The organism is Stutzerimonas decontaminans (assembly GCF_000661915.1).
In the GTDB taxonomy this organism is placed as follows: Bacteria; Pseudomonadota; Gammaproteobacteria; order Pseudomonadales; family Pseudomonadaceae; genus Stutzerimonas; species Stutzerimonas decontaminans.
The window spans coordinates 2,858,108-2,879,810 of record NZ_CP007509.1 but is presented as its reverse complement, the minus strand read 5'-3'; the positions used below and the strand labels follow the sequence as shown (position 1 = coordinate 2,879,810).

Sequence of the window (21,703 nt, the reverse complement as noted above, 5' to 3'; positions counted from 1 at the left end):
TCGCTTGCAGGTGACTTTCGGTTAGGCAAACCAGCTGATTGACAATGCGGAGCTTTTCCCCGAAGGTGTGCCGACCCAAATCAAACGGGCGTATGAATCGAGCGTTTGCCAGAGCAGACGCCGGTCACCCGGATTATCGTGTCGGTGGGTGTCGTTCGCCGCAAGGCGCGGCCGAGTAGGGCCGAAGACGTGAGACACGTAACGTTCAGCTTCCATACCTGGAGATCAGTTGATGATTTACGAAGGTAAAGCCATCACGGTTAAGGCTCTTGAGAGCGGCATCGTCGAATTGAATTTCGACCTCAAGGGTGAGTCCGTCAACAAGTTCAATCGCCTCACTCTCAACGATCTGCGCCAGGCCGTCGATGCCATCAAGGCTGACGCGTCGGTGAAGGGCGTCATCGTAACCAGCGGCAAGGACGTATTCATCGTCGGCGCCGACATCACCGAATTCGTCGACAACTTCAAGATGGCCGACGAGGAACTGGTCGCCGGCAACCTCGAAGCGAACAAGATCTTCAGCGATTTCGAAGACCTGGGCGTACCCACCGTGGCCGCTATCAACGGCATCGCCCTGGGTGGCGGTTTCGAGATGTGCATGGCTGCCGACTACCGCGTCATGTCCACCGCTGCCAAAGTGGGCCTGCCAGAAGTGAAGCTGGGCATCTACCCGGGCTTCGGCGGCACCGTTCGCCTGCCACGCCTGATCGGTGTTGATAACGCCGTCGAGTGGATCGCATCCGGCAAGGAAAACCGTGCCGAAGACGCGCTCAAGGTTCATGCAGTCGATGCCGTGGTCGCCCCGGACAAGCTGCAGGCCGCTGCACTGGATCTGGTCAAGCGCGCCATTTCCGGCGAGCTGGATTACAAGGCCAAGCGCCAGCCGAAGCTGGACAAGCTCAAGCTCAACGCCATCGAGCAGATGATGGCCTTCGAAACCAGCAAGGCTTTCGTGGCTGGCCAGGCCGGCCCGAACTACCCGGCGCCGGTCGAAGCCATCAAGACCATTCAGAAAGCCGCCAACTTCGGTCGTGACAAGGCCATCGAAGTCGAGGCCGCCGGCTTCGTCAAACTGGCCAAGACCTCGGTTGCGCAGAGCCTCGTCGGTCTGTTCCTCAGCGATCAGGAATTGAAGAAGAAGGCCAAGGCCTACGACAAGCAGGCGCGCGACGTGAAGCTGGCTGCCGTACTGGGCGCTGGCATCATGGGTGGCGGCATCGCCTACCAGTCGGCCGTCAAGGGCACCCCGATCCTGATGAAGGATATCCGCGAAGAGGGTATCCAGATGGGTCTGGACGAGGCCTCCAAGCTGCTCGGCAAGCGTGTCGAGAAAGGCCGTCTGACCGCCGACAAGATGGCGCAGGCGCTCAACGCGATCCGCCCGACCATGTCCTATGGCGATTTCGGCAACGTCGACATCGTCGTCGAAGCAGTGGTCGAGAACCCGAAGGTCAAGCACGCCGTGCTGGCCGAGGTGGAAGGCCACGTTCGCGAAGACGCGATCATTGCCTCCAACACCTCCACCATTTCCATCAGCTTCCTGGCCCAGGCGCTCAAGCGTCCGGAAAACTTCTGCGGCATGCACTTCTTCAACCCGGTACACATGATGCCGCTGGTGGAAGTGATCCGTGGCGAGAAGACCAGCGAAGTGGCTATCGCTACCACAGTCGCCTACGCCAAGAAGATGGGCAAGAGCCCGGTCGTGGTCAACGATTGCCCGGGCTTCCTGGTCAACCGCGTGCTGTTCCCGTACTTCGGCGGCTTTGCCCGCGCCATCGCCCACGGTGTCGACTTCGTTCGCGCTGACAAGGTGATGGAGAAGTTCGGCTGGCCCATGGGTCCGGCCTATCTGATGGACGTCGTCGGCATGGATACCGGCCACCACGGCCGTGACGTGATGGCTGAAGGCTTCCCGGATCGCATGAAGGATGACACCCGCACGGCTGTCGACGTCATGTACGAGGCCAACCGCCTCGGCCAGAAGAACGGCAAGGGCTTCTACGCCTACGAGATGGACAAGAAGGGCAAGCCGAAGAAGGTTGTCGATGCCGAGGCCTACGAGCTGCTCAAGCCGATCGTTGCCGAAACTCGCGAGCTGTCCGACGAGGACATCATCAACTACATGATGATCCCGCTGTGCCTGGAAACCGTGCGCTGCCTGGAAGACGGCATCGTCGAGACCGCTGCCGAAGCCGACATGGGCCTGATCTATGGCATTGGCTTCCCACCCTTCCGTGGTGGTGCGCTGCGCTACATCGATTCGATCGGCGTCGCCGAGTTCGTCGCGATGGCCGACAAGTACGCCGACCTGGGCCCGCTGTACCACCCGACCGCGAAGCTGCGTGAGATGGCTGCCAACGGCCAGCGCTTCTACGGTTAATCGAGGGAGAGAGAATTCATGAGTCTGAATCCAAGAGATGCAGTCATCGTCGACTTCGGTCGCACCCCGATGGGGCGCTCCAAGGGCGGCATGCACCGTAATACCCGCGCTGAAACCATGTCCGCACACCTGATCGACGGTGTGCTGGCGCGCAACCCGAAGATCGATCCGGCCGAGGTCGAGGACGTGATCTGGGGCTGCGTGAACCAGACCCTCGAGCAGGGCTGGAACATCGCCCGCATGGCTTCGCTGCTGACCCGTATTCCGCACACCAGTGCGGCGCAGACCGTGAGCCGCCTCTGCGGTTCGTCCATGAGCGCCCTGCACACTGCCGTGCAGGCCATCCAGACCAACAACGGCGACGTATTCGTCATCGGTGGTGTGGAACACATGGGCCACGTCAGCATGATGCACGGCGTCGACCCGAACCCGCAGCTGTCGCTGTACGCCGCCAAGGCGTCCGGCATGATGGGTCTGACTGCCGAAATGCTCGGCAAGATGCACGGCATCACCCGCGAGCAGCAGGATGCCTTCGGTGAGCGTTCGCACCGTCTGGCGCACAAGGCCACGGTTGAAGGCAACTTCAAGGATGAAATCATCCCGATGGAAGGCTACGACGAGGACGGTTTCCTCAAGGTCTTCGATTACGACGAAACCATCCGTCCAGACACCACCCTGGAAAGCCTGGCTGCACTGAAGCCGGCGTTCAATCCGAAGGGCGGCACCGTGACTGCAGGTACTTCCTCGCAGATCACTGATGGCGCGTCCTGCATGATCGTCATGTCTGCGCAGCGTGCCAAGGACCTCGGCATCCAGCCGCTGGCCGTGGTTCGCGCCATGGCGCTGGCTGGCGTTGACCCGGCAATCATGGGCTACGGCCCGGTGCCGTCGACCCAGAAGGTGCTCAAGCGCGCCGGTCTGACCATGGACGACATCAGCCACGTCGAGCTGAACGAAGCCTTTGCTGCACAGGCCCTGCCGGTGCTCAAGGACCTCAAGCTGCTCGACAAGATGGAAGAGAAGGTCAACCTGCACGGCGGCGCTATCGCTCTGGGTCACCCGTTCGGTTGCTCCGGTGCCCGTATCTCCGGAACCCTGCTGAACGTGATGAAGCAGAACAACGGTACGATTGGTGTCGCCACCATGTGTATCGGTCTGGGCCAGGGGATCAGTACGGTCTTCGAACGCGTCTAACAGACAGATGCAAATGACTGCGCTAGGCTGACAGCCATTCCGCTAGCTTGCGGGAACATTGTTGTCAGCCGGTGCATGGAAGCCGGGGCCTGGTGCCCCGGTTTTTCTTTTTTGTGTTTTGCGTGGAGGTAGGCATGCAGTTGGAGCCGGGGCGTTATCGCCATTACAAGGGGCCGGAATATCGGGTTTTCGCCGTTGCACGGCATTCCGAGACCGAGGAGCCGGTGGTGTTCTACCAGGCGCTGTACGGGGAGCGTGGGCTCTGGGTGCGCCCGCTGTCGATGTTCACCGAGAGCGTTGAGGTGAACGGCGAAACGGTCCCGCGGTTCGCATTGATCGAAGCCGAAACAAGCGTTTTCGGTGGCTGAGCTGGCCGGCGGCCATCAGGCTCGCGCTTGACCTCACCTCCATCGCCACTATATATAGCGGTGCTTTTTAAACAGAGCGAAAACCTCGGCGTTCGCTTGATGGCATCAAATCGCTGCTCTTAATCGCACTATGCGGAGCCGGGCGCGGTCATGGTTTTTGCCAGGTAGCCTGTTCGCAATTGCGAATTGACGTTCGTGTGATGCCATACCGATTACCGCCGGTACGGGCATTCAAACTGTCGGGGGCGCTGCCTCTGTTCACCTTTCGATTCAGGAACTCTCCTCTCCATGGGTAAATCGCTGGTCATCGTGGAATCACCGGCCAAGGCCAAGACAATCAACAAGTATTTGGGCAACCAGTACGTGGTGAAGTCGAGTATCGGCCATATCCGCGACCTTCCTACCAGCGGCTCTGCCAACAAGGAGCCGGTCAAGCGCGGCAAGGCCGCGGCCGCCGAAGCGCCGGTGCTGTCGCCTAAGGAGAAGGCCAAGCGCCAGCTCGTCGCTCGCATGGGTGTCGACCCTGAGCATGGCTGGAAAGCCAAGTACGAGATCCTGCCCGGCAAGGAAAAGGTGATCGAGGAACTGCGCCGCCTGGCCAAGGAAGCCGACACCATTTATCTCGCAACCGACTTGGATAGAGAGGGAGAGGCCATCGCCTGGCACCTGCGCGAGTCGATTGGCGGCGACGACAGCCGTTACAAGCGCGTGGTATTCAACGAGATCACCAAAAAGGCGATCCAGGAAGCGTTTTCCAAGCCCGGCGATCTGGATATCAATCGGGTCAACGCGCAGCAGGCGCGTCGTTTCCTCGATCGGGTGGTCGGCTATATGGTGTCGCCGCTGCTCTGGGCGAAGATTGCCCGCGGGCTTTCGGCCGGCCGGGTGCAATCGGTAGCGGTGAAGCTGGTGGTCGAGCGTGAGCGCGAAATCCGCGCCTTCGTTCCGGAAGAGTATTGGGAAGTGCACGCGGACCTGGCGACTGCTCAGCAGGCCAAGGTGCGCTTCGAAGTCGCGCGTGAGAACGGCGAAGCCTTCAAGCCGCTCAACGAAGCGCAAGCCACCGCTGCACTGGAGAAGCTCAAGGGCGCGCAGTACAGCGTCAGCAAGCGCGAAGACAAGCCGACCAGCAGCAAGCCCTCGGCCCCCTTCATCACTTCGACCCTGCAGCAGGCGGCGAGCAATCGCCTCGGCTTCGGCGTGAAGAAGACCATGATGATGGCTCAGCGCTTGTACGAAGCCGGTTACATCACCTACATGCGTACCGACTCGACCAACCTCTCCGCTGACGCGGTCGGCATGGTGCGCGGTTTCATCGAAAGCGAGTTCGGTGGCAAGTATCTGCCGGAAAAGCCGAACGTCTATTCAAGCAAGGAAGGCGCCCAGGAAGCGCACGAGGCAATCCGCCCGTCCGACGTCAACCTGCGTCCCACCCAGCTTTCGGGCATGGAACGCGACGCCGAGCGCCTGTACGAGCTGATCTGGCGTCAGTTCGTGGCCTGCCAGATGCCGCCAGCGCAGTACCTGTCTACCAGCGTGACCGTTGCCGCCGGCAATTTCGAGTTGCGCGCCAAGGGCCGCATCCTGAAGTTCGACGGTTACACCAAGGTCATGCCGCAGCAGAGCAAGGCTGGTGAGGATGACGTGTTGCCGGAGATGAACAAGGGCGACGACATGAAGCTGCTCAAGCTCGACCCGAGCCAGCACTTCACCAAGCCGCCGGCGCGCTATTCCGAAGCCAGTCTGGTCAAGGAGATGGAGAAGCGTGGCATTGGCCGGCCATCGACCTATGCCGCGATCATTTCGACCATTCAGGACCGCGGCTACGTCTCGCTGCACAACCGCCGCTTCTACTCGGAGAAGATGGGCGACATCGTCACCGAGCGTCTGTCAGAGAGCTTCAACAACCTGATGGATTACGGTTTTACCGCCGGTATGGAAGAGCATCTGGACGACGTCGCTCAGGGCGAACGTGACTGGAAGCACGTGCTGGACGAGTTCTACGGTGACTTCCGCAAGAAGCTCGAGGTGGCCGAGGCTAGCGAGAATGGCATGCGTGCCAACCAGCCGACCCTGACCGACATCCCATGCAAGGTCTGCGGCCGGCCGATGATGATCCGTACCGCCTCGACCGGGGTGTTCCTAGGTTGCTCCGGCTACAGCCTGCCACCGAAGGAACGCTGCAAGTCGACGGTCAACCTGATTCCCGGTGACGAGATCGCTGCTGATGACGAGGGCGAATCCGAGTCTCTCGTGCTGCTCGGCAAGCACCGCTGCCCGATCTGCAGCACCGCGATGGATGCCTATCTGCTCGACGAGACGCAGAAGCTGCACATCTGCGGCAACAACCCCGATTGCTCCGGTTACGAGATCGAGAAGGGCCAGTACCGCATCAAGGGCTATGAAGGTCCGAGTCTGGAATGTGACAAGTGCGGCAGTGAGATGCAGCTCAAGACCGGTCGTTTCGGCAAGTTCTTCGGATGCACCAACGCCGAGTGCAAGAACACCCGCAAGCTGCTGAAGAACGGTGAGGCCGCGCCGCCGAAGATGGATGCGGTGAAGATGCCGGAACTCAAGTGCGAGAAGGTCGATGACACCTACGTGCTGCGTGACGGCGCTTCCGGCCTGTTCCTGGCTGCAAGTCAGTTTCCGAAGAATCGCGAAACCCGCGCGCCGCTGGTGCGTGAGCTGATCCCGCACAAGGACGAGATCGATCCCAAGTACCACTTCCTGCTCGATGCGCCGCAGAAAGATCCGGAAGGTCGCTTCGCGGTCATCCGTTTCAGCCGCAAGACCAAAGAGCAGTACGTGCAGACCGAAGTGGACGGCAAGCCGACCGGCTGGAAGGCGTTCTACGACGGCGGCAAGTGGAAGGTCGAAGACAAGCGCTGATTTCGTTCCGGCCGACCGCCCTGCGGATCGGTCGGTCAGCGTGCGTTCTTCAGATCGGCTGACGCTTCGTCAGCCGATCTGGTGCGGCAACCAGTGAAGGTCCATTCTCTGTTCATCTTCTTTCGGAGAGCACGCCATGGCTCACGAGCTCTACACGCGCACCAACCAGAAGATCTTCTTCGCCGGCCTGTCATTGGAAAGCTGGCGCAAGGCCGAAGAGTCGGCCTCGATGAATTCTCAGGGCTTGATTCAGGCCGAGCGCGAGGCTTGCCTGTTCCACCTTTACGGCGCCGTGCTTGGCCTGTGCCATGAGATCGCCGGTTACTATCGGTCGCCTGGTGCGGGTGCGCCGGTAGTCGAGGCATTTCTGACGCGCAGCGTGCTTGAGGCTGCGCCGAGCCCGGAACTCGCCGAATTGCTGGAATTGTCGGAGCAGCCAAGCACCTGGCTCGGACAGTTGCTTACTGCCTACAAGCAGCTCTTCCTGCCGCCACGCGCTCCTGCCAAGGCCAAGACCGATCCGCGGCAGCCGCTGATCGAGGCAGTCAGTGTCGAGGATGAAGTGCCGCCACTGTCGCGCGTCGAGCTGGAGGCCTGGCGACAGAGCCTCAAAGGCCTGGCGTTACGTTTTCGCGAGTCGCTTACCGAGTGGTGAAAGCGGAGGGCGCGGCATCAGCCACGGCTCCTGATGCTCAGGACCATGGCGATGCCGCCGAGAATCGCCGCGCCTGAGATGATCAGCGTTGCTGTCAGCGCCTCACCCAACAGTACGGCGCCGGCAATGGCGGTCAACAGCGGAACGCTGAGCTGCACGCTCGCCGCCTGTATTGCCGCGAGACCGGGCAGCGCCGCGTACCAGATGGCATAGCCGATTCCCGAGGCCAGCGCCCCGGAAAGCAACGCATAGACGACCCCGGGTGCATCCCATTGCTGCTGGCCAAGCATCACCAGACAAAGCACTGCGGCGAATGGCACGGCTTTGATGAAATTGCCTGCAGTTGCTGCCAGAGGATTGCTCGTGCCCCGTCCGCGCAGCGAATAGACGCCCCAGGCGACCCCGGACAGCAGCATGAGCAGCGCGCCATCCAGTGCTGGCGTGCTGCTTCCCGGCAGTAGCAGGATCAACAAACCACTCAACGCCAGTAGCAGGCCGGCAATCTGCCCGACGCTGAAGCGTTCGCCGCGGAACAATCCCCAGGCAAGCATGCTCAACTGCACTGCGCCGAATAGCAGCAGGGCGCCGGCTCCGGCATCCAGGTTGATATAGGCGTAGGAAAAACTGGCCGCGTAGACGAACAGTGCCAGGGCACTGAACCAATCTCCGCCCGGCGATTGTCTGGCGCCGCCGAAACGCAACAGCAACCAGAGCGTGAGCGCTCCAGCCACGATCCGCAGTCCCGTAAAGCTGGCCGGGTCGATAGCGGTGTCCCGCAAGGCGATGCGGCACAGTATCGAATTACCGGCGAAAGCCAGCATGGCCAGGGCGGTAAGCAGCAAGGTACGGGTGGTCATACGCAGTCCTTATCGCGCACGGGGCGGCGTGCACGTTTTTTTAGCGCATGCTACGTGTCGGACCCCATGAGTGCATCGTTTTTACTGTCAGGCGGCGAGATCGCACTGTGTTGCGATCTGAACGGGGAGAGAGCGCTCGAGGCCAGCAAAGGCTGCCCTGGGGCTGGACGGCTGTTACAATGGACGCCTTTCACGCGGAGCTGGTCCATGCCTACATCATCTTTTCTGGAAATCGTCGAGCTACCTGACGGGCGCATTGTGCTCCGTCGTGCCGAGGACGAAGAGGTGCTGGTCACGCTGGATTTCTCCGACGACGCCAAGCTGTTTCTGCAGGGTCAGCACGTCGAGATTGCCAAGGCGATGTTCAACGTCGGCGTTCAGATGGCCGGGCGCATGTCGGAAGGGGATTTCGAGCATGACCATGATGAGCCGCGAGTTCTGCACTGAGTGAGCTACTGACGAGTGCTGTAGCCTCAGGATCCCATCCGGATTTGGCAGCACGTCCCTGTGCTGTGTAGCTCAACATCCCAGACGAATGTTCAGACTCTGAGCTTCGCCAAGGCTGGCAGCAGCGCGCAGTTTGCTACGTGTTGCGCCCTCGAGCTGGCCGAACCAGCTGACCACGGTATGGCTACAACCTGAGGCCAGCGCTTTGCAGGCGAGCTCCAGCGCACCTTCGGCGTCGCGGGGTTGCAGCAGGATGATGCGCTCGCGATTCAGGCCGCATTTGCGCAGCCAGTTCTGCGAGAGGAAAGCAGGCGGGGCGATCAGCGTTAGCCATCGACTGTCTGCCGCATCGCCGAGCTCACGCAGGATAGGGGCGAGCAGCAAGTGACAGTGTTCGCTGCTGCCGCTCAGGCTCAACTCGCTCAGATATTCCTTGTCCTGCTCGGGTTTGTTATGTGGTTTCAGACTGCCGAACGGTGCCAGGCTGTGCGCTATAACGCCGTCGAACAACGAAAGTTGGGGCCGGGAAGTACTGGTCTGATACTGCATAAACCTTCTCCTTAGCGGCGGATGACGCCGACACTCAAGCCTTCTATCACCAGATCTTGCTGTTCGAGGTCCACCTCGATGGGCGCGAACTCGGGGTTTTCAGCCAGCAGCCAGACCTTCTTGCCGTCACGCTTGAAGCGTTTCACCGTGACTTCGTCACCGACACGAGCAACCACGATCTGGCCGTTGCGTGCTTCGCGGGTGGTGTGCACCGCCAGCAGGTCGCCATCGAAGATGCCGACATCCTTCATGCTCATGCCATGGACGCGCAGCAGATAATCAGCACGCGGATGGAAAAAAGCAGGACTGATCTGGCAGGATTCTTCGACATGTTGCTGCGCCAGAATCGGCGCGCCGGCAGCGACGCGGCCGATGATCGGCAGGCCGTTCTCGGAAGCGGCGGGTTCGAAGTCCGGAATACGTATCCCGCGGGATGCGCCGGGCGTCATCTCGATAGCGCCTTTACGGGCAAGCGCCTTGAGATGTTCCTCGGCCGCGTTGGGCGACTTGAAGCCGAGCTCTTGAGCGATCTCTGCGCGTGTGGGCGGATACCCGTTGTCTTCCAGGCACCGCTTGATGAAGGCGAGGATTTCCGTCTGGCGAGGCGTCAGCTTGATCATGTCGGTCTCTGTTCTTTTATACAGTGACTGGGATTATATACAGTGATCCGACCTTGGCAACGAATGATTGACGGCGGGTGGTGATGGTATGCGGCTCGCCGCATGCGCTGTCTGCGACAATGACGCTAGTGCCACAAGGCGTTTCGTGGTTGACTTGCCGGTCGGTGAAACGTAAGTTTCAAACAGTTGTTTGTCTTTCGGAGGGGGCATGGCGCAGTCGGAAACAGTTGAGCGCATTCTTGATGCAGCGGAACAGCTGTTCGCGGAAAAGGGCTTCGCCGAAACCTCGCTTCGTCTGATCACCAGCAAGGCTGGCGTCAATCTGGCGGCGGTGAACTATCACTTCGGTTCGAAGAAGGCGCTGATCCAGGCGGTTTTTTCGCGTTTTCTCGGGCCCTTCTGCGCTAGCCTGGAGCGTGAGCTGGACCGCCGCGAGGCACTGACCGACAAGAAGGATACGCTCGAAGAGCTGCTGGAGATCCTTGTTGAGCAGGCTTTGGCCGTCAAGCCACGCAGTGGCGATGATCTGTCCATCTTCATGCGCCTGCTGGGCCTTTCTTTCAGTCAGAGCCAGGGCCACCTGCGCCGTTATCTGGAAGACATGTACGGCAAGGTGTTTCGTCGGTACATGCTCAAGGTCCACGACGCGGCGCCAGCTATCCCGCCCATCGAGCTGTTCTGGCGCGTGCACTTCATGCTTGGTGCGGCGGCGTTCAGCATGTCGGGTATCAAAGCGCTACGCGCGATTTCCGAAAACGACTTTGGCGTACGGACCTCGATCGAGCAGGTCATGCGCATGATGGTGCCGTTCCTAGCGGCCGGCATGCGCGCCGACAGCGGCATCGACGACAATACGCTCGCTGCGGCGCAACCAATCGCGCGGCGCAACGCGGTGGCCATTCCGGCTAAGGCTTGAGCTACAAGCCTGCCGGGCGATCGGCTAAGCTAGCCGCCCATGGCACTTCTCGATTTCCTGCATATCTCCATCGCCGATCAGCAGCTCTACGGTTTTGCCGAAGGGCAGCTGCGTCTGCGCTTTCCCGTGTCCACCGCTCGTAATGGAGTCGGTGAGCAGAACGGTTCCGGCTGCACGCCGCGTGGTCTGCACCAGGTGCGTGCGCGTATCGGTGACGGCTTGCCTCAGGGCGCCGTATTGCGAGGGCGGCGTTGGACTGGGGAGATCTGGTCCCCTGATCTACACGAGAGTTTCCCCGGTCGTGACTGGATACTGACCCGGATTCTCTGGCTCAGCGGGTCCGAGCCGGGAGTCAATCGCCGGGGGCAGGTCGATACCTTCCGTCGTTACATCTACATTCACGGGACTCCGGATTGCGAGCCGATGGGTGTGCCGCTTTCTCACGGTTGCGTTCGTATGCGCAACGCCGATCTGCTCCAACTCTTCCCATGGGTGCCGCCCCACTGTGCGGTGCGCATCGACGAGGCGCCCTGTCCCGATTGGGCTGCCGTTGAACTCGAATAAGGATTCCTTCTGCATATGCACGGTTCACTGATGCTGGACATTGCCGGGACCTGGCTGACTGCCGAGGATCGCCAGCTGCTGCGCCAACCCGAGGTTGGCGGACTCATTCTGTTTGCGCGCAACATCGAGGACCCGCGCCAGGTCGACGAGCTGTGTCGTTCGATTCGTGCGCTCCGGCCGGATCTGCTATTGGCGGTGGATCAGGAAGGCGGTCGGGTTCAGCGACTGCGCCAGGGATTCGTGAAGCTTCCGGCGATGCGTGAACTGGCGCGCTGCGCTGATGCGCCGCGGCTGGCGGAAGCCTGTGGTTGGGTGATGGCAAGCGAGGTGCTCGCTGTGGGCCTGGACTTCAGCTTCGCGCCGGTTCTCGACCTTGATCATCAGCGCAGTGCGGTGGTTGGAACGCGTGCATTCGAAGGCGATCCGCAGGCTGCCGTCGTGCTGATCGATGCGTTCATTCGTGGAATGCACGCGGCGGGTATGGCTGCAACCGGCAAGCACTTTCCCGGTCATGGCTGGGCGGAGGCCGATTCCCATGTCGCTATCCCGGTAGATGAGCGAAGTCTTGAGGAACTGCGCAGCCGTGATCTAATTCCTTTCAAGGCGCTTAGCGGCACGCTCGATGCCATCATGCCGGCGCATGTGATCTATCCTCAGGTCGACGATCAGCCCGCAGGCTTTTCGCGGCGATGGCTGCAGGACATCCTGCGCGGCGAATTCGGCTTCCAGGGCGTGATCTTCAGTGACGATCTGTCGATGGCTGGTGCGCATGTCGTCGGCGATGCCGCCGACCGGATCCAGGCGGCAATGACCGCAGGCTGCGACATGGGCCTGGTGTGCAACGACCGAGCTGCAGCAGAGTTGGCATTGGCTGCGCTACAGCGCCTGCAGGTAACGCCTTCGCCTATGCTCGCAGGCATGCGCAGCCGCACTTGCAGCGTCGCCGATTACAAGCAGGACCCTCGTTGGCTAGACGCCATTGGCGCGCTGAAAGCAGCCGATCTGATCGACTGACGTTTCTTCTCTCAAGGAATACCCATGACTGTGCACGCGATCATTGGCGGTACCGGCCTGACCCAGCTGACTGGCTTCAAGCTGCGCCGCGCCCAGCTGGTCGATACGCCTTATGGGCGTCCTTCTGGCGAAATTCTGCGCGGCGAGTATGGCGATCAGGAAGTGCTGTTCCTCGCCAGGCATGGCCATCCGCATCGTATCGCACCGCATCAGGTGAACTATCGGGCCAACCTCTGGGCTTTGAAGCAAGCGGGTGCCGAAGCGATTCTCGCGGTCAACGCTGTGGGAGGCATCCATTCGGCGATGGGCTCCGGGCATTTCTGCGTGCCTCATCAGATCATCGACTACACCTACGGGCGCGAGCACACCTTCTTCGAAGGCGATATCGACCACGTGACCCACATCGACTTCAGCTATCCCTATGACGAATCGCTGCGCGAGCGCTTGATCGGTGCCTTGGCTGCCGAGGGTTATGGGTTTAGCAGCCATGGTGTGTATGGCTGCACGCAGGGACCGCGACTGGAAACTGCAGCGGAGATTGTCCGTATGGAGCGCGACGGCTGCGATATCGTCGGTATGACCGGTATGCCTGAGGCTGCGCTGGCGCGCGAGCTCGACCTGCCTTATGCCTGCCTGGCGCTGGTGGTGAATCCGGCGGCCGGCAAGGTGAGTGGGGTGATTACCATGGCCGAGATCGAGGCGGCACTGGCCGCCGGTATAGGCAAGGCGCGACAGGTGCTCGCAAAAGTGCTGGCGGCCTGATCGATCTGCAGCGCTGAGCTGCGGGTGCGCTTTGTCTGAAACGTCGTTGTCATATTGCGGCCTGAGACTGGTATTTTTGCTGCGGCCCCCCATTGCGGCAAGCAAGCTGCTTGCTACACTTGGCCGTCCTTTGGAGTACCGGAATGTTTTGCCAGGCACGCACAATAAGAATATTTAGAACGGTCGTGTTACTCAGCCTGCTTGGCGGCATGGCCGGATGCTCGACCTGGTTCTCGGGAAATTTCAAGGATCCCGAGGTCGAACTCACCAAGGTCGATATCATCAAGGCGAGGCTGCTGGAACAGCAGTTCATGCTGCGTTTTCGCATAGACAACCCAAATGATCACAGCCTGCCGGTGCGTGGGTTGATCTACACCGTCCATCTCAATGACGTAGAGCTTGCCAGCGGCGAATCCAGTGGCTGGCTGACCATTCCGGCCAATAGCTTCGAATACTACGAGGTGCCGGTTCACACCAATCTGTGGCGGCACATGAAGTACATCGTGCGGTTACTGGAGAAGCCGGACCGCCCAATCAGCTACCGCCTTGCTGGTGAGCTCAAGACCGGGCTTATGGGGGGGCGGCGCGTGCACATTTCCAACAATGGCGAGATAATCCCGGGCAACTTTATTCCGGAGTAGTACCCAGATGAGTCAAGAACCCCACGTGCATGGTCCCGACTGCAACCACGATCATGACCATGATCACCACCATGTTCACGGGCCGCATTGCAATCACAGCCATGAGCCTGTGCGCAATCCGCGGAAGGATGTCGGGCGCAACGACCCGTGCCCTTGCGGTAGCCAGAAAAAGTACAAGAAATGTCATGGCGCCTGAGCCTGTCATGACCTTGGCCATCGGTATGTTCGTTATCGCCGCGCTGCTGATTGCCGCGCTAGGCGGTTATGCGCTGTACCTCTGGCGTCGTGTCTGGCGCAACGAGCGCTTGCAGGTCGAGGCGCGAGCCAGGCAACAGACGGCGCTGGCCGAGGATCTGCGGATTCTCGCCAGCAGCCTGTTGGACGGGCAGTTGCCGCTTATCGAGGGGGCAATCCGCATCAAGGTGCTGCTCGATAACTATGATATTGCGCTGGGCCAGCACCCTCGTTGTCAGGTGTTCCAGCAGCTGTTCGACGCGACCGAGCAAGTGCCGACCCATGCAGCCTGGAAGGCGCTGGACAAGCAGGAGCGGCGCCGACATGAAGCGCAGTTCAGTGCCCTCGAGCTGCAGCACAAGGCCGAGGCTCGGCGTTCGGCCCGTTGGCTGCTCGACGAAGCTCTGCCAAAATCCCGCGACGCGGCCTGATCGACCGATCTTCTTCGCCGCGCGCCCTCTAATCTTTCATGCCGTCCCTTGCCAAGCTCGCACAGGAGTCTTCGATGTCTCTGCGTCTGCCGTTCGCCCTGGTTCGCCTGACGCTGGGGGCCGCGCTCGGCCTGGCCGGCCTCGGCGGTTGTCAGGCCTATCTCGATAACCGCTACAGTGCCAGCCTGCCGCCAGCGCAGGGGATCCAGCCGCTGACCGGGCTGGCGGGCAGCGCGAGCATCCGGCGCAATTCGCTGGGCATGCCGCTGATCGAAACCTCCTCGTTCCACGATGCGCTGTTCTCGATGGGTTACGTGCACGCGACCGATCGGCTGAGCCAGATGGTCAGCTTGCGGCTGATGGCCCAGGGTAGATTGGCAGAGATGGTCGGCCCGGGTGTGCTGGAGACTGACCGCTTCATGCGCGCGGTGAATCTTCGCCAGAGCGCTGAGCTGCTCTACCGCGAATCCTCGCCGCGGATGAAGAAGTTCTTCGAGGTCTATGCCCGCGGCGTGAACGCCTACCTGTATCGCCACCGCGACAAGCTGCCGATGGACCTCGCCGAGTCCGGCTACAAGCCCGAATACTGGAAGCCCGAGGACTCGGTGCTGGTGTTCTGCCTGCTCAACTTCGGCCTGTCACAGAATCTGCAGGAAGAGGTCGCGGCGTTGTTGATGGCGCAGAAGGTGGGGAGCGACAAGCTGGCCTGGCTGTTGCCGATCTATCCGGATGAGGCGTTGCCGTTCGACGAGGTGGGCAAGCTCGAGGGCTTGAAGCTGGGTGGCAGCGTGCCTGGGCTGGCAGCACTCGAACGTGCCATGCAGCCTCTGGTGGCATTGACCCCGACTGGCATGGCAGCTTCGAACAACTGGGCCATTGCCGGCAGCAATACACGCAGCGGCAAGCCAATCCTGGCCAATGACACACACTTGCCGCTGTCGATGCCGTCGTATTGGAATTTCATGCAGATACGCGCACCGAAGTTCCAGGCGGCCGGCGTCACCATCGCCGGCGTGCCTGCGGTGGTGGCCGGTTTCAACGGCAAGCTCGGCTGGGGCATGACCATGGTCATGGGTGACAACCAGGACCTCTATCTAGAGCAGATACGCCGGGAAGGCTCGCGCCTCATGTATCTGGCCGATGGTAAATGGCTGCCAGCCCGCGAGCGCCACGAGACCTACTTCGTCAAAGGTGAGCGGCCGATTCGCGAGACCATCTTTGAGACCCGCAACGGGCCGCTGCTGAATACGGTGCTGGGTGAGCGCAAGCATCCGTTGCAGCCGCTCCAGCTCAGCAGCGGCTATGGCCTTGCGCTGAAGACCACGCAATTGGAACCCGATCGCACACTGGATGCATTCTTCGATCTGTCCCGCGCGCAGTCGGTCGATCAGGCCTTCGAGGCGACCCGCGAGATTCGCGCGGCCGCGCTGAACCTCGTCTTTGCCGACCAGCAGGGAATTGGCTGGCAGGTCACCGGACGTTTTCCCAATCGTCGCGAGGGGCTGGGGCTGGTGCCGTCGCCAGGTTGGGACGGTCGCTATGACTGGGATGGCTACGCCGACCCGATGTTGCATCCCTACGACCAGGACCCGATTCAGGGTTGGCTCGGCACCGCCAATCATCGCAGCGTGCCGCGTGGCTACGGGATGCAGCTATCCAGCTCCTGGTACGGCCCTGAGCGCTACGAGCGACTGGCGGAATTGGCCGGCCGCGGCAAGCACGACACCGGCAGCACCATCGCCATGCAGTACGACCAAGTCACCCCGTTCGCCGCCAAGCTCAGGGCAATGTTCGAGGCGCCGGGTATGGCCGCACCGTTGCGCCAGGCGATCGATGCGCTGCCGGCCGCCGAGCGGAGCAAGGCGCGTGAAGCGCTGGATCGGTTGCTGGCCTTCGATGGCAAGCTGGCTGCGGATTCGGCCAACGCCGCGCTGTATGGTGCCTTCTTGCACGAAAGCGCGCGGCAGATATTCCTCGACGAACTGGGACCAGAGGATTCGCCGGCCTGGCGTGCGCTGGTGCAGGCGGCCAACACGTCCTATTCGGCACAGGCCGATCATCTGCTCGGCCGCGAAGACAGCCCGTTCTGGAACGACCAGCAGACTGCGCAAACCGAAGACAAGCCGGCGATTCTGGCACGCAGTCTTGCCGGTGCAGTGAGTCTGCTCGAAAGCCGCCTGGGCAACGATCGCAGTGCGTGGCAGTGGGGCAAGCTGCACACCGCCAGCTGGACCTCTGGCGCAACGCAGCTGGCGCCGCACATGCCGGCGAGCCAGCGCAGCAAGATCAACGCTATCGGCGGTTACCTGGACCGTGGCCCTTATGCCATGGGTGGCGATCACAGCACGCTGAACGTTTCGGCCTACAGTATGGGGGCGAACTTCGATACCTGGCTGATCCCGGCGATGCGCATCATCGTCGACTTCGGTCGCGACGAGCCGATGATCGGCCTCAATAGTTCCGGTCAGTCCGGCAACCCGGCCAGCCCGCACTATGCTGACGGTATCGATGCGTGGATGAAGGCACAGTACATGAGCTTCCCGTTCAAGACGGAGAATCTCGACAAGGTCTACGGCACGCAGCGCCTGCTGCTGACGCCTGCTGGCAAGTAACGGAGCGCCGCGGCGGCACTAGGCCGGTTGCGGCGCTGCTGGCGCTACTTCGAGAACGCGGATCATGTCCGGAGTCGGGTAGTGCCAGCGCACGTCCACATCCCAGAACTGCGCGCCGTAACGTCGCTCCGGTTCGGGCTTCTGATAGGCCGGGCGTGGGTCCTGCGCCAGGCACTGTTCGATGAGTTCGACCAAGGGTTCGCCCAGGCGCAGTGCTTCGCGGCGGGCTTGCAGCAATCCCGATTCCGACCATTGCACCTCGATCAACCCTGGCGCGTCGGCGGCCATGTCGTTGCGTGCGTCAGGCAGCGCATCGGCGTAGGGCACGTAGGGTTTGATGTCCAGCACCGGCGTGCCGTTCAGCAGATCGATGCCGGAGATGAACAGCCGATCCGCTTCGACGCGATCCAGCCTGACCACCGATTGACCGATACCGTTGGGGCGGTGCGTGGCACGGGTGGCGAACACGCCGACCATGCGATTGCCGCCCAGGCGTGGCGGGCGAACCTTGAGGCGGGGTTTGCTTTCCAGCGCCTGGTGGAAGAGAAACAGCAGCCACACATGGCTGACCTGTTCGAGCCCGGCTACTGCATCACCGCTGTCGAACGGCGGCAGCAACTCCAGCACACCACGTGCGGCCGGCGCCAGGCTGGGCTGGCGCGGAATGGCGAATTTCTCCTTGAAACAGGAGCGGACGTAGCCGATAGGCGAGACGCTGTGATCCATGAAAGCGGGCCTGGAAGCAGTCGGGCGGCTGCGCATCTTACCCGCTATGGCCGCCCGTTGCGCTTCCAGCAGGCCGACACGCACGTGCATCGCCGGCCCGCCGCTGATGTGCTACAGGCCGAGCAGGTTGGCGACGTAATCAGCATCCTTGTCGCCGCGGCCAGATAGATTGACGAGGATATGGCTGTCCTTGCTCAGCGTCGGCGCGGTGCGAATCGCCCATGCCACGGCGTGGGCGCTTTCCAGGGCGGGGATGATGCCTTCCACGCGCGACAGGGTCATAAAGGCGTCGAGGCATTCCTGGTCGGTCGCGGTCTGGTAGTTCACCCGGCCGATGTCCTTCAGGTAGCTGTGCTGCGGGCCGACCCCCGGGTAGTCCAGGCCGGAGGCGATGGAGTGCACCGCAGACGGATTGCCGTCGGCATCCTCCAGCACATAGCAGGCCATGCCATGCAGTTCGCCTGGCTTGCCCTTGGACAGCGTGGCCGAATGGCGGCCGGGCTTGTCCAGGCTTTCGCCGGCCGGCTCGATCCCCACTAGCTCCACCGCAGCATCTTCGAGGAAGGCAGTGAACATGCCCATGGCATTGGAGCCGCCACCGACGCAGGCAACCACGTGGTCGGGCAGGCGACCATGCCGGGCGAGAAACTGCTCACGGGCTTCGGTGCCGATGATCGACTGGAAATCGCGGACCATCTTCGGGAACGGGTGCGGGCCGACCACCGAGCCGATGGCATAGATGTAGTCGTGCGGGTCCTTCAGGTACTCCTCGAAGGCGCTGTCCACCGCTTCCTTGAGGGTGGCGGCGCCGCGGGTGACGGCCACCAGCTTGCAGCCAAGGATCTTCATCTTGGTGACGTTGGGGTGTTCCTTCTCGATGTCCACCTGGCCCATGTGGATCTCGCAGGGAATACCCACCAGCGCGCAGGCGGTGGCCAAGGCGACACCGTGCTGGCCAGCGCCGGTTTCGGCGATCACCTTCTTCTTGCCCATGAATTTGGCCAGCAGGGCCTCGCCGAGGCAGTGGTTGATCTTGTGCGCGCCGGTGTGGTTCAGGTCTTCGCGCTTCAGGTGAATCTGCGCACCGCCGAGCTGCTCGGACAGGCGACGCGCATGGAAGATCGGACTCGGGCGACCGACGTAGTCGGCGAACAGTGCAGCCAGCTCTTGCTGAAAATCTTCGCGTTGGCGGATTTCTTCGTAGGCCAGGTTGATGTCGTCCATGGCCTGCTTAAGGTGCGGCGGCACCAGCTGGCCGCCATAGGGACCGAAGTATCCGTTGGCATCGGGCATGGCAGTGAAGCGGGGATCGGACGACATGAGTTCATCTCTGCGGGTGAAATGGTAGGGCGCCTGCTGCGCGGCGGTGATCATAAGTCAGGACAGGGCTGCTGAAAATGCCGCGGCTGGCACCGGGGCAGACCCTCTTGCGAGCTGCCCAGAAAGGCGGCTGCCGGGTCAAGTCGCAGTCGCTGGAACAGCGGCGATCCTGTGCTGATTCGCGAATTTGACGCTTATCGTGTAGGATGCGCGCCGACTTCAACATTATGGGAGCAGAATTCAACCTTTGTTTTTTTGTCGGCATTGCTTTGCCGACGGGCATGGCTGTCATCAGTACGGCTGCTTTGCTTGCCCATCCCACCATCGGGTCGACGCATTCACCAATGAATTGCGTGTCGCCTGCCGCAATACGTCGCACAGCGATGTCGTAAAAGCCAGAACAAGTTCAGGAGATAGAACTGATGAACGAGGCTGAGCTCTCGCCCAACGATTCCGAAGCGCCCGCCGACCGAATCAATCCCGTAGTCTTCTACGGTTCCGCAATCGCCATCGTGCTGTTTGCCGTATGGACGATGTTCTTCACCGACCGCTCGCTGGCGGTCATCAACACGGTACTCGGCTGGATATCCAACACATTCGGCTGGTTCTACTTCCTAGCCGTACTGCTCTACCTGTTGTTTGTGGTCGTAGTGGCGACCAGTCGCTACGGCAAGATCCGCCTCGGCCCGGATCATTCCAAGCCTGAGTTCAATGTGGTCACCTGGGCGGCGATGCTTTTCTCTGCCGGTATAGGCATCGATCTGCTGTTCTTCTGTATCGCCGAACCCATCACCCAGTTTCTCGAGCCGCCAGTAGGTGAGGGTGGCACCACCCAGGCTGCGCGCCACGCGATGGAGCTGACCTTCCTGCACTGGGGCCTCTCCGGCTGGGGCGTCTACACGCTGGTCGGCATGTCGCTGGCCTACTTCAGCTTCCGTCAGGGCTTGCCGCTGTCGATCCGCTCATCGCTGTACCCTATCTTCGGCAAGCGCATCTACGGCCCCATCGGCCACACCGTCGATACCGCCGCAGTACTCGGCACCATCTTCGGTATCGCCACCAGCCTGGGCATCGGCATCATCCAGCTGAACTTCGGCCTCAACTATATCTTCGGCATACCCGAGGGCACGTTTACCCAGGCGGTGCTGGTGGTGCTGATCGTGGTGTTTTCGGCGATCTCCGCGGCAACCGGGGTGGAGCGGGGGATTCGCCGGCTTTCCGAGTTCAACATGCTGCTGGCGGTATTGCTGCTGCTGTTCGTGCTGGTGGTCGGCGATACGGTGTTCCTGCTCAACGCGTTGGTGATGAACGTCGGTGACTACTTTTCCAACTTCATCAGCCTGTCGCTGGACACTTATGCCTATCGCCGTCCGACCGACTGGCTGAACGCCTGGACAGTGTTCTTCTGGGCATGGTGGATTGCCTGGGGGCCGTTCGTGGGTCTGTTCCTGGCGCGGATTTCCCGCGGCCGCACCATCCGCGAGTTCGTCATCGGCACGCTGCTGCTGCCGCTGGCCTTTATGATGGCCTGGATGTCGATCATGGGTAACAGCGCGATCGAGATGGTCATGGGCGGTGCCCTCGAATTCGGTCAACAGGCAGTGAGCAACCCTGGCTCGTCGATCTATCTGTTCCTGCAGAGCCTGCCATGGGCCGGTCTCACCACCATCGTGGTGACCGTCCTCGCCATCGTGTTCTTTGTCACCTCCGGCGACTCCGGCTCGCTGGTGCTGTCGAACTTCACCTCGATCCTCAAGGATGTGAACAGCGACGCGCCGGTGTGGATGCGCATTCTCTGGGCGGCGATCATCGGCATTCTCACCCTGGCGCTGCTTATCGCCGGCGGGCTGACCGCGCTGCAGGGCACCGTGGTGATCATGGGGCTGCCGTTCTCCATCGTCCTGCTGTTCATGATGTACGGGCTGTTCAAGGCATTGCACGTCGAAGGCGTCATGGCCGACAGCTATCAGAAGAGCCTGTCCGGCTACCTGTCCGGGCGTGCCACGCTGGAGCACACGCAGATGAACTGGAGTCAGCGCCTGTCGCGGGCGATGAGCTTCCCCAGCCGTTCGCAGATCCGTCGCTACCTGAAGGAAGTCTGCAAGCCGGCGATGGAAGAGATCCAGAAAGCTTTGGGCGAGAAGGGCGTGCCGGTGGAGATCGTCGAAGGCGAGCCGGGCAACGAGCACCTGGCGCTGCACGTCAATCTAGGCAGCGAGCAGGACTTCACCTACCAGATCTGGCCGGTGCGCGGCACCATGCCGTCCTTTGCCCTGCGCACGCAGAGCAGCAACGCGGACTATTACCGGCTCGAGGTGCATCTGCGCCAGGGCAGCCTGGGTTACGACCTGATGGGCTACTCCCGGCGCCAGCTGATCGAGGACATCCTCGACCACTACGAGCACCACATGCACTTCCTGCATCTGCAGCGCGAGAACGGCGGTGGTGAAAGCGGCATGCCCAACCCAGGCGCGGCGCCGACACCCTGACCCTGCACGCCTCTGGCAATCCCCGAGGCGTT

At 61.5% G+C, this 21,703-nt stretch carries 20 protein-coding genes; 15 read left to right on the top strand and 5 right to left on the bottom strand.

Annotated elements, in window-relative coordinates; genetic code table 11:
* Window positions 1-232 precede the first annotated feature (232 nt).
* From fadB to UIB01_RS13135, 5 genes are all read left to right on the top strand, one after another.
* A complete protein-coding gene (gene fadB / locus UIB01_RS13155; protein ID WP_038661221.1) occupies window positions 233-2,380 on the top strand; it encodes a fatty acid oxidation complex subunit alpha FadB in 2,148 nt (715 codons plus the stop codon).
* Between the two features lie 18 nt (window positions 2,381-2,398).
* Complete coding sequence (gene fadA, locus UIB01_RS13150; RefSeq protein ID WP_038661217.1) at window positions 2,399-3,574, top strand: acetyl-CoA C-acyltransferase FadA; 1,176 nt, start codon at window positions 2,399-2,401, stop codon at window positions 3,572-3,574.
* 134 nt (window positions 3,575-3,708) lie between these two features.
* The gene (locus UIB01_RS13145; protein ID WP_038661214.1) at window positions 3,709-3,942 is read left to right on the top strand and encodes a DUF1653 domain-containing protein; all 234 of its coding nucleotides are present in this window, start codon (window positions 3,709-3,711) and stop codon (window positions 3,940-3,942) included.
* Window positions 3,943-4,230: 288 nt separating this feature from the next.
* A complete protein-coding gene (topA, locus tag UIB01_RS13140; RefSeq protein WP_038661211.1) occupies window positions 4,231-6,834 on the top strand; it encodes a type I DNA topoisomerase in 2,604 nt (867 codons plus the stop codon).
* 136 nt (window positions 6,835-6,970) lie between these two features.
* A complete protein-coding gene (locus tag UIB01_RS13135) occupies window positions 6,971-7,489 on the top strand; it encodes a DUF6586 family protein (protein WP_038661208.1) in 519 nt (172 codons plus the stop codon).
* A gap of 17 nt (window positions 7,490-7,506) precedes the next feature.
* Here UIB01_RS13135 and UIB01_RS13130 read toward each other — a convergent pair whose 3' ends face one another.
* Entirely contained in the window at window positions 7,507-8,346 is an 840-nt protein-coding gene (locus UIB01_RS13130; protein WP_038661205.1) for a DMT family transporter, read from the bottom strand.
* A gap of 207 nt (window positions 8,347-8,553) precedes the next feature.
* On the opposite strand from UIB01_RS13130, the gene UIB01_RS13125 reads away from it, so the two are divergent.
* The gene (locus UIB01_RS13125; RefSeq protein WP_038661202.1) at window positions 8,554-8,793 is read left to right on the top strand and encodes a hypothetical protein; all 240 of its coding nucleotides are present in this window, start codon (window positions 8,554-8,556) and stop codon (window positions 8,791-8,793) included.
* Window positions 8,794-8,865: 72 nt separating this feature from the next.
* Here the strand turns inward: UIB01_RS13125 and sulA are convergent, their stop codons facing one another.
* Both sulA and lexA read right to left on the bottom strand, forming a co-directional pair.
* A complete protein-coding gene (sulA, locus tag UIB01_RS13120; RefSeq protein WP_038661199.1) occupies window positions 8,866-9,342 on the bottom strand; it encodes an SOS-induced cell division inhibitor SulA in 477 nt (158 codons plus the stop codon).
* Between the two features lie 11 nt (window positions 9,343-9,353).
* Complete coding sequence (lexA, locus tag UIB01_RS13115; RefSeq protein WP_038661196.1) at window positions 9,354-9,962, bottom strand: transcriptional repressor LexA; 609 nt, start codon at window positions 9,960-9,962, stop codon at window positions 9,354-9,356.
* Window positions 9,963-10,170: 208 nt separating this feature from the next.
* On the opposite strand from lexA, the gene UIB01_RS13110 reads away from it, so the two are divergent.
* From UIB01_RS13110 to UIB01_RS13075, 8 genes are all read left to right on the top strand, one after another.
* The gene (locus UIB01_RS13110) at window positions 10,171-10,878 is read left to right on the top strand and encodes a TetR/AcrR family transcriptional regulator (protein ID WP_011912890.1); all 708 of its coding nucleotides are present in this window, start codon (window positions 10,171-10,173) and stop codon (window positions 10,876-10,878) included.
* 39 nt (window positions 10,879-10,917) lie between these two features.
* Entirely contained in the window at window positions 10,918-11,442 is a 525-nt protein-coding gene (locus UIB01_RS13105) for a L,D-transpeptidase (protein WP_038661192.1), read from the top strand.
* 15 nt (window positions 11,443-11,457) lie between these two features.
* Window positions 11,458-12,456 (top strand): beta-N-acetylhexosaminidase, encoded by a 999-nt coding sequence (gene nagZ / locus UIB01_RS13100; RefSeq protein ID WP_038661189.1) that lies wholly within the window; start codon window positions 11,458-11,460, stop codon window positions 12,454-12,456.
* A gap of 24 nt (window positions 12,457-12,480) precedes the next feature.
* Complete coding sequence (locus UIB01_RS13095) at window positions 12,481-13,218, top strand: S-methyl-5'-thioinosine phosphorylase (RefSeq protein WP_038661186.1); 738 nt, start codon at window positions 12,481-12,483, stop codon at window positions 13,216-13,218.
* A 143-nt stretch (window positions 13,219-13,361) separates the two neighbouring features.
* The gene (locus UIB01_RS13090) at window positions 13,362-13,859 is read left to right on the top strand and encodes an LEA/WHy family protein (RefSeq protein WP_038661183.1); all 498 of its coding nucleotides are present in this window, start codon (window positions 13,362-13,364) and stop codon (window positions 13,857-13,859) included.
* Between the two features lie 7 nt (window positions 13,860-13,866).
* Entirely contained in the window at window positions 13,867-14,055 is a 189-nt protein-coding gene (locus UIB01_RS22810; RefSeq protein ID WP_038661180.1) for an SEC-C metal-binding domain-containing protein, read from the top strand.
* A gap of 7 nt (window positions 14,056-14,062) precedes the next feature.
* On the top strand, window positions 14,063-14,524 hold the full coding sequence (locus tag UIB01_RS13080; protein WP_038665749.1) for a DUF2489 domain-containing protein: 462 nt from the start codon (window positions 14,063-14,065) through the stop codon (window positions 14,522-14,524).
* Between the two features lie 74 nt (window positions 14,525-14,598).
* Window positions 14,599-17,136, top strand: a complete 2,538-nt coding sequence (locus UIB01_RS13075; RefSeq protein ID WP_038661177.1) for a penicillin acylase family protein — start codon at window positions 14,599-14,601, stop codon at window positions 17,134-17,136.
* 18 nt (window positions 17,137-17,154) lie between these two features.
* Here the strand turns inward: UIB01_RS13075 and tsaA are convergent, their stop codons facing one another.
* On the bottom strand, window positions 17,155-17,862 hold the full coding sequence (tsaA, locus tag UIB01_RS13070) for a tRNA (N6-threonylcarbamoyladenosine(37)-N6)-methyltransferase TrmO (protein WP_038665746.1): 708 nt from the start codon (window positions 17,860-17,862) through the stop codon (window positions 17,155-17,157).
* A gap of 111 nt (window positions 17,863-17,973) precedes the next feature.
* Window positions 17,974-19,182, bottom strand: a complete 1,209-nt coding sequence (gene trpB, locus UIB01_RS13065) for a tryptophan synthase subunit beta (RefSeq protein WP_038665743.1) — start codon at window positions 19,180-19,182, stop codon at window positions 17,974-17,976.
* 422 nt (window positions 19,183-19,604) lie between these two features.
* Between trpB and UIB01_RS13060 the strand changes: the two genes are divergently transcribed.
* Window positions 19,605-21,671 (top strand): choline transporter, encoded by a 2,067-nt coding sequence (locus tag UIB01_RS13060; RefSeq protein WP_038661174.1) that lies wholly within the window; start codon window positions 19,605-19,607, stop codon window positions 21,669-21,671.
* Window positions 21,672-21,703: the final 32 nt, after the last annotated feature.